General features: G+C 63.7%; 12 protein-coding genes and 1 riboswitch. Of the genes, 10 read left to right on the top strand and 2 right to left on the bottom strand.

The genetic code is table 11. The features are described 5' to 3' along the window. Positions 1-114 precede the first annotated feature (114 nt). The 6 genes from ASF84_RS08475 to ASF84_RS08450 all read left to right on the top strand — a co-directional run bounded on the left by ASF84_RS08475 (position 115) and on the right by ASF84_RS08450 (position 6331). Positions 115-1737 (top strand): ABC transporter substrate-binding protein, encoded by a 1623-nt coding sequence (locus tag ASF84_RS08475; protein WP_056837182.1) that lies wholly within the window; start codon positions 115-117, stop codon positions 1735-1737. Between the two features lie 39 nt (positions 1738-1776). Next, positions 1777-2814 carry an ABC transporter permease gene (locus ASF84_RS08470; RefSeq protein ID WP_056837181.1) on the top strand — a complete coding sequence of 346 codons (1038 nt, stop codon included), beginning with the start codon at positions 1777-1779 and terminating at the stop codon, positions 2812-2814. After that, positions 2814-3719: an ABC transporter permease gene (locus ASF84_RS08465; protein ID WP_056837179.1), complete on the top strand. Its 906-nt coding sequence runs from the start codon at positions 2814-2816 to the stop codon at positions 3717-3719. Before ASF84_RS08470 ends, ASF84_RS08465 begins: the two co-directional genes overlap by 1 nt. A 63-nt stretch (positions 3720-3782) precedes the next feature. Then, positions 3783-4622 carry an ABC transporter ATP-binding protein gene (locus ASF84_RS08460; RefSeq protein ID WP_056837177.1) on the top strand — a complete coding sequence of 280 codons (840 nt, stop codon included), beginning with the start codon at positions 3783-3785 and terminating at the stop codon, positions 4620-4622. Between the two features lie 10 nt (positions 4623-4632). Then, on the top strand, positions 4633-5397 hold the full coding sequence (locus tag ASF84_RS08455) for an ABC transporter ATP-binding protein (RefSeq protein WP_056837176.1): 765 nt from the start codon (positions 4633-4635) through the stop codon (positions 5395-5397). Between the two features lie 199 nt (positions 5398-5596). Further along, a complete protein-coding gene (locus tag ASF84_RS08450) occupies positions 5597-6331 on the top strand; it encodes an oligogalacturonate-specific porin KdgM family protein (protein WP_056837173.1) in 735 nt (244 codons plus the stop codon). Between the two features lie 615 nt (positions 6332-6946). On the opposite strand, the gene ASF84_RS08445 is transcribed toward ASF84_RS08450, so the two are convergent. Next, complete coding sequence (locus ASF84_RS08445; RefSeq protein ID WP_056837172.1) at positions 6947-7681, bottom strand: FadR/GntR family transcriptional regulator; 735 nt, start codon at positions 7679-7681, stop codon at positions 6947-6949. A 116-nt stretch (positions 7682-7797) separates the two neighbouring features. On the opposite strand from ASF84_RS08445, the gene ASF84_RS08440 reads away from it, so the two are divergent. The 4 genes from ASF84_RS08440 (at position 7798) to ASF84_RS08425 (ending at position 11844) form a co-directional block, all read left to right on the top strand. Continuing rightward, positions 7798-8514 (top strand): FadR/GntR family transcriptional regulator, encoded by a 717-nt coding sequence (locus ASF84_RS08440; protein ID WP_056837170.1) that lies wholly within the window; start codon positions 7798-7800, stop codon positions 8512-8514. A gap of 18 nt (positions 8515-8532) precedes the next feature. After that, positions 8533-8867, top strand: a riboswitch (cobalamin riboswitch). Between the two features lie 156 nt (positions 8868-9023). Further along, entirely contained in the window at positions 9024-10037 is a 1014-nt protein-coding gene (locus ASF84_RS08435; RefSeq protein ID WP_056837959.1) for an ABC transporter substrate-binding protein, read from the top strand. Beyond that, on the top strand, positions 10034-11056 hold the full coding sequence (locus tag ASF84_RS08430; protein WP_056837168.1) for a FecCD family ABC transporter permease: 1023 nt from the start codon (positions 10034-10036) through the stop codon (positions 11054-11056). Before ASF84_RS08435 ends, ASF84_RS08430 begins: the two co-directional genes overlap by 4 nt. After that, positions 11053-11844, top strand: a complete 792-nt coding sequence (locus ASF84_RS08425) for an ABC transporter ATP-binding protein (RefSeq protein ID WP_056837166.1) — start codon at positions 11053-11055, stop codon at positions 11842-11844. Before ASF84_RS08430 ends, ASF84_RS08425 begins: the two co-directional genes overlap by 4 nt. A gap of 41 nt (positions 11845-11885) precedes the next feature. Here the strand turns inward: ASF84_RS08425 and ASF84_RS08420 are convergent, their stop codons facing one another. Beyond that, the gene (locus ASF84_RS08420) at positions 11886-12803 is read right to left on the bottom strand and encodes a LysR family transcriptional regulator (protein ID WP_056837957.1); all 918 of its coding nucleotides are present in this window, start codon (positions 12801-12803) and stop codon (positions 11886-11888) included. Positions 12804-12846: the final 43 nt, after the last annotated feature.

The following is a 12846-nucleotide window of genomic DNA, read 5'->3' as shown; positions in this document are numbered from 1 at the left end:
TGCTGTAGCAGGGTTCGCGGCCAAAGCCGCTCCCTGCGTACAGCGCGGCACCCCGGGAACGATCAGAGCGTTCCCGGTACATGAGTCTTTATAAATATAAAAAAGGACCGCCCCATGAAACTCTGGCCCAAGCGCCTGCCCTGGCTGCTCTGCCTCGCCCTGACGGCGACGTTTCTGCACACCCCCACTGTGCAGGCCCGTGGCGAGACCCCGGTCGACCAACTGGTGGTCGGCATGAGCATGATCAACCTGCTGTCCCTGGACCCTGCCGCCGCCACCGGCCTTGAGGTGTCCGAAGTCAATTCCAACGTCTATGACATGCTGCTGGAACAGGACGCCGCCCGTCCCGACCAACTGGTGCCGGCCCTGGCCGAGCGCTGGGAAATCAGCCCGGACCGCATGCGCCTGACCTTTCATCTGCGCGCAGGTGTCACGTTCCACTCCGGCAATCCGCTGACCGCCCAGGATGTCGCCTGGTCGCTGCAACGGGTCGTCACCCTCAACAAAGCCCTGGCCTCGACCTGGAAAGCCTACGGCTACAGTGCCGAAAACGTGACCCGCCTGGTGCGCGCCGAAGGGCCGCTGACCTTCGTCATGGACCTGCCCAAGCCCACCGACCCGATGCTGGTGCTCAATACCCTGGCCACCTCGCCCAGCGCCTTTGTGGTCGACCGCCTGACCGTGCAGCAGCACGCCCAGGGCGATGACCAGGGTGCCGCCTGGCTGACCACCCACACGGCGGGCTCCGGTGCGTTCAAGCTGGACATCTGGCGCGCCAACGACGTGATTCTGATGACCCGCTTCGACAATTACTGGCGCGGGCCGGCCAAGATGCGCCGGGTGGTGATGCGCAACATGACCGAGTCCCAGGCCCTGCGCCTGATGGTCGAGCGCGGTGACCTCGATGTGGCCCGCGGCATGGCTGCCACCGACATCAAGGCCCTGACCCGCTCCGACGATGTCGAGGTGCAGACCATCCCCCGTGGCACGCTGTACTACGTGGCCATGAGCATGGAGCAACCGCTGTTCAAGGACATCAAGGTGCGGCAGGCGGTGCGTTCGCTGATCGATTACGAAGGCATCAACAACGTGGTCATGCCGCACTACGGCATCATCAACCAGCGCCCCCTGCAACTGGGCCTGCAGGCCCGCCTGGACGATCCGGGCTATCGCCTCAACGTCGCCCAGGCCAAGCGCCTGCTGGCCGAAGCCGGATACCCGGAGGGTTTCAAAATCACCATCCGCTCGCTGACCGACTCGCCGTTCATCAACATTGCCACCAGCCTGCAGTCGACCCTGGCCCAGGCTGGTATCCAGGCCAACATCATCACCGGCACCGGCAACCAGATCTACGGTGCGATGCGTGACCGCAAGTTCGACATCCTGGTCGGGCGTGGCGGCGGCGGTGCCGAGCGGCATCCGCACTCGAGCCTGCGCGCCCTGGTGTACAACCCGGACAACCGCGAGCAGGCCAAGCTGACCAACTTCCAGGGCTGGCGCACCTCGTTCTTCGACCCGCAGATCAACAGCCTGATCGAGCAGGCCGAGCAGGAGCGCGACCCGGGCCGGCAACTGGCGCTGTATCAGCAGATCCAGACCCTGTATGACCAGCAGGCCGGGCCCATCATGCCGGTGTCGCAGATGACCGACGAGGTGGTGATCCACGCCGATGTCCGTCAGTACCTGGGGCACAGCGCCGCCACCACGCGCCTTCGGGACGTCTACAAGCAACGTTGATCGCGACGTTCATCCGCTCACGCCAAGGCAGGAATCATCATGTCGAGTGCATCACTTTCTTTTTGGAGCAGTCGGGTGGCCAACGGCACCCGTCGCAGCGGTTCAGTAGTGGCGACTCTGTTCGGCTTGCTGTTGCTCACTTTCTTCATCGGTCGGGTCATGCCATTGGACCCGGTACTGGCGGTCGTCGGCCCTGACGCCGATGCCGCCGCCTACGCCCAGGCTTACAAAGAGATGGGCCTGGACAAACCGCTGTGGAGCCAGTTCGGCGTCTATGTCGGCGACCTGGTCCAGGGCGACCTGGGCAAGGGCCTGCTCACCGGCCACCCGGTGATCGAGGACATTGCCCGGGTGTTCCCCGCCACGCTGGAGCTGGCGACCCTGGCCATTCTGTTCGGCGTGCTGGGCGGGCTGCCACTGGGCGTGTACGCCGCCACCCACCAGGGCCGCGTGGGAGACCATATTGCCCGGGTGATCACGCTGTTCGGTTACTCCACGCCGATCTTCTGGCTGGGCATGATGGCCTTCCTGGTGTTCTACGCCTGGCTGGGCTGGGCTGGCGGCGTGGGCCGTATCGGCCTGGCGTATGACGGTCTGATCGAGACCCGCACCGGCCTGCTGCTGATCGACACCGTGCTGGCCGGCGACTGGGAGGCCTTTCGCAGCGCCTTGCGCCACATCCTGCTGCCGGCACTGATCCTCAGCGTCAACTCGGTGGCCTACATCAGCCGCATGACCCGCAGCTTCATGCTCGAACAGCTGTCGCAGGAATACATCATCACTGCCCGGGTCAAGGGCCTGTCGCAGCGCAGCATTGTCTGGGGTCATGCGTTTCGCAATATCCGCGTGCAGCTGCTGACCATCGTCGCCCTCGCCTATGGCGGTCTGCTCGAAGGCGCGGTGCTGATCGAAACGGTGTTTGCCTGGCCCGGCTTCGGCCAGTACCTGACCAGCAGCCTGCTGCTGGGCGACATGAATGCGGTGATGGCCTGCGTGTTGTTGATCGGCCTGATTTTCGTGGCCCTGAACCAGATCAGTGACGCCCTCTACAAAGTCTTCGACCCGAGAACCCGCTGATGAATACGTCCATTGCAAGCCGCGTAAAACCCTTGGCATCGGTGCCCGATTCCAGCCTGGCGGCCCTGGCGGCCAGCAGCAAGCGCCTGTTGCGCTTTCTGGTGCGCAACCCGCTGACGCTGGCCGGCCTGGTGGTGATCAGCACGTTGATGGTGGTCGCCCTGTTCGCGCCCTGGATCGCCACCCATGATCCACTGGCGCAGAACCTCTCGGCAGCCCTGCAAAGCCCGGGCGCCGCGCACTGGTTCGGCACCGACGAATACGGCCGCGATGTGTTCAGCCGGCTGGTGTATGGCTCACGCGTGACCCTGTACATCGTCATGCTGGTGACCGTGATCGTCGGCCCCATCGGCCTGCTGGTCGGTACGGTCTCGGGCTATTACGGCGGCTGGGTCGACAGCCTGTTCATGCGCATCACTGACATCTTCATCTCGTTCCCCAGCCTGGTCCTGGCCCTGGCCTTTATCGCCGCCCTCGGCCCTGGCCTTGAGCATGCGGTGATCGCCATCGCCCTCACCGCCTGGCCACCGATCGCCCGCCTGGCCCGTGCCGAGACCCTGTCGCTGCGCAACGCCGATTTCGTGGTGGCGGTGAAACTGCAAGGGGCGTCGGCCACGCGCATCATCGGCCGGCACATCATCCCCATGTGCCTGTCGTCGGTGATCATCCGCCTGACCATGAACATGGCCAGCATCATTCTCACCGCCGCCGCCCTGGGCTTTCTCGGCCTGGGCGCCCAGGCACCGCTGCCGGAATGGGGCGCGATGATTTCCAGCGGTCGACGCTACATGCTCGAAAGCTGGTGGCTGGTGGCGGCACCGGGCGCGACCATCATGCTGGTCAGCCTGGCCTTCAACCTGCTGGGCGACGGCCTGCGCGATGTGCTGGACCCGCGCAATGCCTGACGGTCGGACCGTAAAAGCGGCTTGGGCCGCGAAGCTCAAAGAACAACAATAAGGTACAGCGCCATGTCACAGATCAAGCTTGCAGTAGAAGATTTGCGCGTCGACTTCACCAGCGCCGGCAAGACCACCACCGCGGTGCACGATGTGTCGTTCACCCTGGGCCGGGAAAAGCTGGCCATCGTCGGCGAGTCCGGCTCGGGCAAGTCGACCGTGGGCCGCAGCCTGTTGCGCCTGCACCCGGCCAGCGCCCGCATCACCGCCAAGACCCTGCGCTTTGGCGACACTGACCTGCTGAGCTGCAATGAAAAGCAGATCCAGGGCATTCGCGGCCGGCGCATGTCGATGATCATGCAGGACCCCAAGTACTCGCTGAACCCGGTGATCAAGGTCGGTGACCAGATCGCCGAAGCCTACCTGGCGCACCACAAGGTCTCGAAGGCCGAAGCCCGCGAGCGCACCCTGGACATGCTGGCCAAGGTACAGATCCGCGACCCGGCGCGGGTGTTCGAGCTGTACCCGCATGAGGTGTCCGGCGGCATGGGCCAGCGGATCATGATCGCCATGATGGTGATCACCGACCCGCAGGTGATCATCGCCGACGAGCCGACCTCGGCGCTGGACGTCTCGGTGCGCCGCCAGGTGCTCAATGTGCTTGAAGAACTGGTCAGCGAACGCGACCTGGGCCTGCTGTTCATCAGCCACGACCTGAACCTGGTGCGCCACTTCTGCGACCGCGTGCTGGTGATGTACGCCGGACGGGTGGTCGAGTCGCTGGCCGCCAAGGACCTGGACCACGCCCGTCATCCCTACACCCAAGGCCTGCTCGCCGCCCTGCCCAGCCTGGACCGCCCTCGCGCCAGCCTGCCGGTGCTGCAACGCGACCCACTCTGGCTCACACACTGAGGTTGATCCCATGGCGATGATCGAAGTCGATTCACTGAACCTGAGCTTTGGCACGGGCGCGGCCGTCAACCAGGTGCTACACGATGTCAACCTGCAGGTCGAGCAAGGCCAGTCGTTCGGCCTGGTCGGCGAGTCCGGCTCGGGCAAGACCACTGTCCTGCGCTGCCTGGCCGGCCAGTATCACCACTGGAGCGGCCACCTGAAGGTCGCCGGCCAAGGGGTACAGCGCAAGCTTGATGCCGAGCACTACCGCACGGTGCAGATGGTGTTCCAAGACCCCTACGCCTCGCTGCACCCACGGCACACTGTCGACACCGCGCTCAAGGAACCGCTGAGCGTGCACCGCATCGGCGAGCGTAACGAGCGGGTCAGTGAAGTGCTGGGCCAGGTCGGCCTCAACGACAGCTTCCGCTACCGCTACCCGCACCAGCTTTCAGGTGGGCAGCGCCAGCGCGTGGCGATAGCCCGGGCGCTGATCCTGCAACCGAAGGTGCTGCTGCTCGACGAGCCCACCTCAGCGCTGGATGTGTCGGTGCAGGCCGAGATTCTCAACCTGCTGGCTGACCTGCGCCGCCAGCGCGGCCTGACCTACCTGATGGTCACCCATGACCTGGGGGTGGTCGCCCACCTGTGTGATCGCCTGGCGGTGATGCAACAGGGCCGGGTGGTCGAGACCCTGGACAGCGACCAATTGCTGGGCAACCAGGTGCATCACGACTACTCGAGGCTGCTGATCCAGGCCAGCCGCGACCTGGACGCCCGCCCCACTGGTTGAATACCGAGCGACAAGCTGCAGGTGACAAGCCGCAAGAACCACGCGAGGACGCTGCATCGCTTCTTGCCGCTTGAAGCTCACCGCTTGCCGCTGCCTCTCCCGCTGTCAGTTTGATTTGCGGCCTTTACGGCCACGGGATCCGGCTGCCTGCGATTTGCTGAAAAACCCTGAAAATCAACTCAATCACAAGAATAAAAAAATGAAAAAAATCATCTCTCTGATCGCGCTGACTTCCACCACCCTGCTGACCAGTGCCTGGGTTCAGGCCGGCAATACCGGTTACGTCAACTACCGGCACCAGTACACGGAGGAGTCGCGCATGCACTCGGACCGGGTCAAGTTCGGCACGCGCCTGGAAAGCGGCTGGGGCTTCGAAGGCGAGCTCAAGTACAAGACCGCCGGTGACCGCCAGGACGTGGCATTCGACAACACCGTGGGCAGCGGCCATGAGCTGACCGTCAGTTACCAGTACAAGCTCGACAGCAAGTGGACCTTCACCCCGTCCTTCCAGCTGGAAAGTATCGAGAAATCGACGGCGTACAAGACCGGCCTGAAGGTCGGCTACAAGCTGACCGACGAGCTGAGCCTGTCGGGCCGCTATCGCTTCGACTCGATCAAACTCGACCGCGACAAGGTCAACAAGAACATGGCCTACAACGCCTCGGACGACCAGACGGTCAACCGCTATGACGTGTGGCTCAACTACGCGCCCAAGGGCAGTGCCTGGGCGTACGAGTACCAGTTCATCTACTTCGATGCCGACTACATCCGCTACGACAACGACACCAGCGACTACGAGCAGAACGCAGCGTTCAAGTACAAGTGGGACAAGAACTGGACACCGTTCTTCGAGGTGGGTGACATCAAGGTCAACGCCACCGACGATGAACGCCAGCTGCGGTTGCGGGTCGGGGTGCAGTACAACTTTCTCTGATCGTGCGATTGCGGCCCGGTAGGAGCGCGCTTGCCCGCGACCGAGTGCGCAGCGCTCGCAAATTCTCGGAAACGCTGAAATTTTACGACTGCTGGCGCAGCCGGTCGCGGTGGTCCGGCAGAGTGGGCTATTCGGACAGGCACGGTTCGGTAGGAGCCCGCTTGCCGGCGACCGAGTGCGTAGCGCTCGCAGAAATCTTGGAAACGCCACTATTTTTACGACTGCTACGCAGCCGGTCGCGGGCAAGCGCGCTCCTACCGGGGCCCAGTCGCCGTACAGCGACTGGGTGCGGCGCAGGCGCATGCGGCTGCCGTTGAGGTGCGGGCCAGCAGGCTATTGGGACAGGCACCGTCCGGTAGGAGCCCGCTTGCCGGCGACCGAGTGCGCAGCGCTCGCAAATTCTCGGAAACGCTGAAATTTTACGACTGCTGGCGCAGCCGGTCGCGGCATTCCGGCAGAGTGGGCTATTCGGACAGGCACCGTCCGGTAGGAGCCCGCTTGCCGGCGACCGAGTGCGTAGCGCTCGCAAATTTTTGGAAACGCTGAAAATTTACGACTGCTAACGCAGCCGGTCGCGGTGGTCCGGCATTCCGGCAAGCGCGCTCCTACGGGGGGTCAGTCGCCGTATAGCGACTGGGTGCGGCGCAGGCGCATGCGGCTGCCGTTGAGGTGCAGGTACATGGCGGCACGCGCGGCGTCGACGTTGCCCTGGGCGATGGCTTCGTAGATCTGCCGGTGTTCGGCATCGATGCCCTTGAGGTAGGCGGTACGGTCGCTCTGACCGGTGTAGGCCGAGTTCATGCGGGTGCGCGGGATCAGCTTGGTGCCCAAGTGCTTCATGATGTCGATCAGGTAGGCATTGCCGCTGGCCTTGGCAATCTTCAGATGGAACTGAAAGTCGGCATTGATGGTGGTACCGGATTTTTGCGGGCCTTCGAGCAGCGCCTCGAAGGCCCGCTTCAGTTCCAGCAACGCCTCGGGGCTGCGCCGCTGGGCGGCCATGCCGGCGGCTTCCACTTCCACGCTCAGGCGAAACTCCAGCAGATTGAGTACATCGGACAAGGTGGCGATGGTCGCCGGCCCCACGCTGAAGCCTTCCGGCGCCGGCATGTCGAGCACGAAGGTGCCGACCCCGTGCCGGGTCTCGACCAGACCGGCAGCCTGCAGCCGCGACAGGGCATCACGCACAACGGTGCGACTGACACCTTCGGCTTCCATGATGTGCACTTCCGAGGGCAGCTTTTCGCCGCGCTGCAGCACGCCGTCGCGCATGCGCTGGGCAAAGCGGTCGACCAGGGTTTCGGCCAGGCGTCGATGGTTTTTCTGCGCGGGAGCGGCGTTGTCGGACATTACAGCCTCGTTCTTGTCGGATACCCGATTATAGGCCGCACAGAACGACAAACACACCCGCATCCCGGCGCGTCACGAGGTTATACTCAGCGCCCCACAGGACCTGACCCATCGATATGGACCAACCATCCGCAGCCTCGGGCCGTCGCTCGAACCTGACCCAGCAGCTGGTCGCCGAGTTTTCCCGCAGGATTCGTGAAGGCGAGATCAAAAGCGGTGAAAAACTGCCCACCGAGCAGGCCATCATCCTTGAAACCGGTGTCAGCCGTACCGTGGTGCGTGAAGCCATGTCGCGCCTGCAGGCCGAGGGCCTGGTGGAAACCCGCCACGGCATCGGCACCTTCGTGGTCGATGCCGCACAAGCACGCAGCGCAACGCCCGACGAGCCAGCGGTCGGCACGCGCCACGACGCCGTGGCGGTGCTCGAACTGCGCCTGAGCCTGGAGCCGGAAGCCGCCGCCCTCGCCGCCCGGCGCCGCACCCCGGAACAACTGGAGGCCATCGCCCAGGCGTTGCAGCATCTGCAGGATTGCGCCCGGCAAGGCGTCGATACGGTACAGGCCGACTACCAGTTCCATCGCCATATTGCCCTGTGCACCGCCAATGGCTTTTTCACCGACGTGATGAACCAGTTGGGCAGCAGCATCCTGCCACGCATCGGCACCGGGTTCGGCAACCAGCCCGTGCTGGCGCATGCCGAAGACCCCGAGGCCCAGGCCCGCGAGCAGGCGCAGATCTTCACGGCCATCGTCCATCAGGACGGCGACGCGGCCCGCGCGGCCATGCGCCTGCACCTGATCAACTGCCTGCAGCGGCTGGACACAAACCGTTAGCGACTCGTGTGTCGATGGTTTACCATCGCCGCCGTCGGTTTCCGAGAGGAACTAACAGGGAATTCGCAGGCCGTGAAACGCCTGGTTTTGCCTGAGAAGTCGACGAGCGAAGGTGAGGCAAGGCGCAAAGCGGCGAGCAAGCGGAGTTTACTCAAGTAAATGAGCATTGCGATCCGGTTTGTAACGCAGCACCACCGATGCGCAGTCACCGCTCAGGTAAAAGCAAACGAAACTGCCCCCGCAACTGTAGGCATCGAGCCGCTTCATAGGCGCCACTGGGTTTCATCCCCGGGAAGGCTGGAGCAAGGCGCAGACGTGCCAGTCAGGAGACCTGCCGACCTGAATTTTTACTGACCGGCGGGGTGTCCGGGAAGGACATCCGCGCACGCCTTGCTGTCGTGTGTTCTGCCGAGGCCTGCCTGTCGGGTCGCGACCGCGATGTATTTCCTGCCTGTACACTGCGTCCCGCTTTCGTACGAAATGGAGATCGCCCTTTCATGCCGCCCCTGCTGTCGCTGCCGCGCCTGACCCTGCTGATGGTCACCCTGGGCTTTTGCGCCCAGAGCCTTGCCGCCCCCACCCGGTATCCGCTGACGCTCGAGAACTGCGGCCTGCCGCTGACCTTCGCCAAGGCCCCGGACAAGGCGGTGACCATCGGCCAGGCCGGCACCGAGATGCTCTATGAACTGGGCCTGGGTGAACGCCTGGCCGGCACTTCACTGTGGTTCAACGACGTACTGCCGCGCTTCAAGGCCCAGAACGACAAGGTCGAGCGCCTGGCCGACAACGACCCCAGTTTCGAAGCAGTGATCGGCAAGCGCCCAGGGCTGGTGGCCGTGCAACTGGAGTGGATGGTGGGCAAACAGGGGGTGGTCGGCACCCGCGAGCAGTTTCATGACCTGAAGATCCCGACCTACATCTTGCCTTCGGACTGTGAAGGCAAGGACAACCTGGTCGGCGCCGACGGTACGCGGCTGGAGCCGTTTCGCATCGACACCCTCTATAAAAGCGTCGAGCAACTGGCACAGATCTTCGACGTCCAGGACCGTGGCCGTCAGGTGGTCGACGAACTGAAGGCGCGGCTGGCCAAGGCGCTGGCCAACGTCGACCGCAACAAGGCCAAAGACGTCTCGGCAGTGTTCTGGTTCTCCAGTGCCGACCTCGACATCGACCCGTATGTGGCCGGGCGCAAAGGCATTCCGGATTTCATGCTCAACAGCCTGGGGCTGCGCAACATCGTCGCCTCCGATGAAGAGTGGCCGACCGTGGGCTGGGAAACCATTGCCAAGGCCAACCCGAACATCCTGGTCATCGCCCGCATGGACCGCCGCCGCTTTCCGGCTGACGACTACACGCGCAAACTGGCCTTCCTCAAGTCGGACCCGGTGACGCGCAACATGGACGCGGTCAAGAACGACCGCATCGTCATCATCGACGCCGACGCCATGCAGGCCAGCCTGCGCATGTTCACAGGTATCGAAGAGCTGGCCGACGCTGCTGACCGGTTCAACAAGGCCCCATGAGAGCCTGGGTGTTGGTGGGCCATGCCCTGTGGGTCAGCGTTGTGCTGGTACTGGCCGTGATCGCCGGCGCCGCCATCGGCGAAACCTACATCAGCATGGAGGTGGTCGGGCAGATCCTGGCCAACAAGCTATGGGGCGCCGGTTTCCCGGTTGACCCCATCGACGAAGGCATCATCTGGAACTACCGCCTGACCCGTGCCATCGTCGCCGCCGCCTGCGGTGCCGGCCTTGCGCTGTCAGGGGTGGTGCTGCAATCGCTGCTGCGCAACCCGCTGGCCGAGCCGTATTTGCTGGGTATTTCTGCCGGAGCCTCGACCGGTGCGGTGCTGGTCGCCCTGCTGGGCATCGGTGCCGGGGCGATTTCGCTGTCGGCCGGCGCATTCGCCGGCGCCATGGCCGCGTTTGCCATGGTCGCCCTGCTCGCCCGCTCTTCCCAAGGCTCAAGCGCGGCCGGGCATATCATTCTGGCGGGCATTGCCGGCTCACAACTGTTCAATGCCCTGACGTCGTTTCTGATCACCAAGTCGGCCAGCTCCGAGCAGGCACGCGGGATCATGTTCTGGCTGCTGGGCAACCTCAGCGGCGTGCGCTGGCATTCGGTGTGGCTGGCGGTGCCGGTGGTGCTGGCCGGCCTGCTGGTGTGCATGTGGCATCGCCGGGCGCTGGATGCGTTCATGTTCGGCAGCGACTCGGCCGCCTCGCTGGGCATTGCGGTACGCCGTGTGCAAGTACTGCTGATCACCTGCGCAGCGCTGATCACCGCCGTGATGGTGTCGATTGTCGGCTCCATCGGTTTTGTCGGTCTGGTGATCCCGCATGCCGTGCGCATGCTGGTCGGCGTGCGCCATACCCGGCTGGTGCCGGTCAGCGCCTTGTGCGGCGCGCTGTTTCTGATTGCCGCTGACGTGCTGTCGCGCACATTGATCAAGGGCCAGACCCTGCCGGTCGGGGTGATCACCGCGCTGATCGGCGCGCCGGTGTTCGCCCTGATCCTGATCCGGGGAAAAAGCCCGCGATGAATGCCTTTTCTCCCTTGCTCGATACCGCAGCGCTCGGCTGCATCGGGCTGACCCATATCGTCAAGGGCCAGGCCTTGCTGCAGGACGTCAGCCTCAGCGTGCGGCCCGGCGAAACCCTGGGCATTGTCGGCCCTAACGGTTCGGGCAAATCCACCCTGCTCAAGCTGCTGTCAGGCATTCTGGCACCCAGCGCCGGCAGCGTGCACCTGGCCGGCCAGCCGCTGGCACAGATGAAGCGCCGTGACGTGGCCCGGCAACTGGCGGTGGTCGAGCAGCAGGCCGACACCAGCGACAGCATCACCGTGCGCGACGCCGTGGAGCTGGGTCGCACGCCCTGGCTGTCGGCGCTGGCACCCTGGAGCGGCGAAGACGATGAGATCGTGCGCCAGGCCCTGGTGGACGTCGACCTGCTGCACCTGCGCGAGCGTCACTGGCAGACCCTGTCCGGCGGCGAACGCCAACGCGCGCATATTGCCCGCGCCCTGGCGCAACGGCCGCAGATCCTGCTGCTGGACGAACCCACCAACCACCTCGACATTCAGCATCAGTTGAGTATTCTCGGCCTGGTCAAGGCCTTGCCGGTCACCTGCGTGATCGCCCTGCACGACCTCAACCAGGCGCTGGAATGTGACCGTTTGGCCCTGCTCCACGGTGGGCGCCTGATTGCCTTGGGCCTGCCTCACGACGTGCTGACCCCCGAACGCCTGCTCAGTGCCTTTGGCGTACACGGCCACTGGCTGACCGACCCGCTCGACGGCACGCGGCTGCTGCGCTTGCGCGCCTTGTAACACGACTTGCAACGTGTTCGCGAAATCCGGCCGTTGCGCCGTCAGCCTGCAATCGAAGGTGATGGCGCAATGAACCAGTCAGGGTGCAGCACAGGAAAATGTTCTTTCAGCCAACCCACAAAGGCTTCTACCTGAGGAGCAAGATGCGTTCTGCTTGGATAAAGCACCGACACCAGGCGCGGCTGTGGGCGATGGGAACTGAGCACCTCAACCAGTTCTCCATTTGCCAGGAAGGTCTCAACGGCGATTCCTGGTGCCTGGACAATACCGAAGCCTGCAACACCACATTGAACGTAGGCATTTGACTCATTCACAGTGATGCCACCGTGGGGCGTGTAGGGATGATCCTCGCCGTCCACCGAGAAATGCCAGGGAAGCGGCCTGTTGCTTTGACCGGAAAGGAAGCTGACACAGCGGTGATCCATCAGGTCGTGCAGGGTCTTGGGTGCCCCACAGGCCCGAAGATAAACCGGGGACGCACAGGTCACCATGATGACGGTGCCAATTTTTCTGGCGACCATGCTTGAATCTGGAAGGTCACCAATTCTTACGACACAGTCGATGCCCTCGGCTACGAGATCCACCCTGCGGTCGGTCACCCCCAGCGCCAGCTCGATTTCGGGAAAAGCCTCTGTAAATCGCCTGAGGCTTTCCATGAAGCGGTGCTGGGAAAAGGCAGTGGGGATATCGATTCGAAGCCGTCCACGTAATGCTGATCCATTGCGATCAAACATGGTCGTCGTCTCTGCGATGTTCGCCAGGATTTCTTTGACGCGTTCGTAAAATCGCGCGCCCTGCGCAGTCAGTTTTACCTTGCGAGTCGTGCGCTGAAAGAGCCGAACCCCCAGCGAAGCTTCAAGGTCCTGAATGGTACGAGTGACGTGCGGGCGCCCTGTCTGCATGGCTTCTGCAACTTTGGTGAAGCTCTCCAGTTCCGCCAGCCTGGCGAATACCTGCATCGCCTGTAGAAGCTCCATCAGTTCTCCTCCAAGAAACCTGTCA

The organism is Pseudomonas sp. Leaf127 (assembly GCF_001423155.1).
In the GTDB taxonomy this organism is placed as follows: domain Bacteria; phylum Pseudomonadota; class Gammaproteobacteria; order Pseudomonadales; family Pseudomonadaceae; genus Aquipseudomonas; species Aquipseudomonas ovata.
This window is presented reverse-complemented; position numbering and strand designations above follow the sequence as displayed.

What these genes read in the sequence shown, in the direction of transcription:
- ASF84_RS08475 (WP_056837182.1), top strand. Translation starts at nt 115, where the DNA reads ATGAAACTCTGGCCCAAGCGCCTGCCCTGGCTGCTCTGCCTCGCCCTG.
- ASF84_RS08470 (WP_056837181.1), top strand. Translation starts at nt 1,777, where the DNA reads ATGTCGAGTGCATCACTTTCTTTTTGGAGCAGTCGGGTGGCCAACGGC.
- ASF84_RS08465 (WP_056837179.1), top strand. Translation starts at nt 2,814, where the DNA reads ATGAATACGTCCATTGCAAGCCGCGTAAAACCCTTGGCATCGGTGCCC.
- ASF84_RS08460 (WP_056837177.1), top strand. Translation starts at nt 3,783, where the DNA reads ATGTCACAGATCAAGCTTGCAGTAGAAGATTTGCGCGTCGACTTCACC.
- ASF84_RS08455 (WP_056837176.1), top strand. Translation starts at nt 4,633, where the DNA reads ATGGCGATGATCGAAGTCGATTCACTGAACCTGAGCTTTGGCACGGGC.
- ASF84_RS08450 (WP_056837173.1), top strand. Translation starts at nt 5,597, where the DNA reads ATGAAAAAAATCATCTCTCTGATCGCGCTGACTTCCACCACCCTGCTG.
- ASF84_RS08445 (WP_056837172.1), bottom strand. Translation starts at nt 7,681, where the DNA reads ATGTCCGACAACGCCGCTCCCGCGCAGAAAAACCATCGACGCCTGGCC.
- ASF84_RS08440 (WP_056837170.1), top strand. Translation starts at nt 7,798, where the DNA reads ATGGACCAACCATCCGCAGCCTCGGGCCGTCGCTCGAACCTGACCCAG.
- ASF84_RS08430 (WP_056837168.1), top strand. Translation starts at nt 10,034, where the DNA reads ATGAGAGCCTGGGTGTTGGTGGGCCATGCCCTGTGGGTCAGCGTTGTG.
- ASF84_RS08425 (WP_056837166.1), top strand. Translation starts at nt 11,053, where the DNA reads ATGAATGCCTTTTCTCCCTTGCTCGATACCGCAGCGCTCGGCTGCATC.
- ASF84_RS08420 (WP_056837957.1), bottom strand. Translation starts at nt 12,803, where the DNA reads ATGCAGGTATTCGCCAGGCTGGCGGAACTGGAGAGCTTCACCAAAGTT.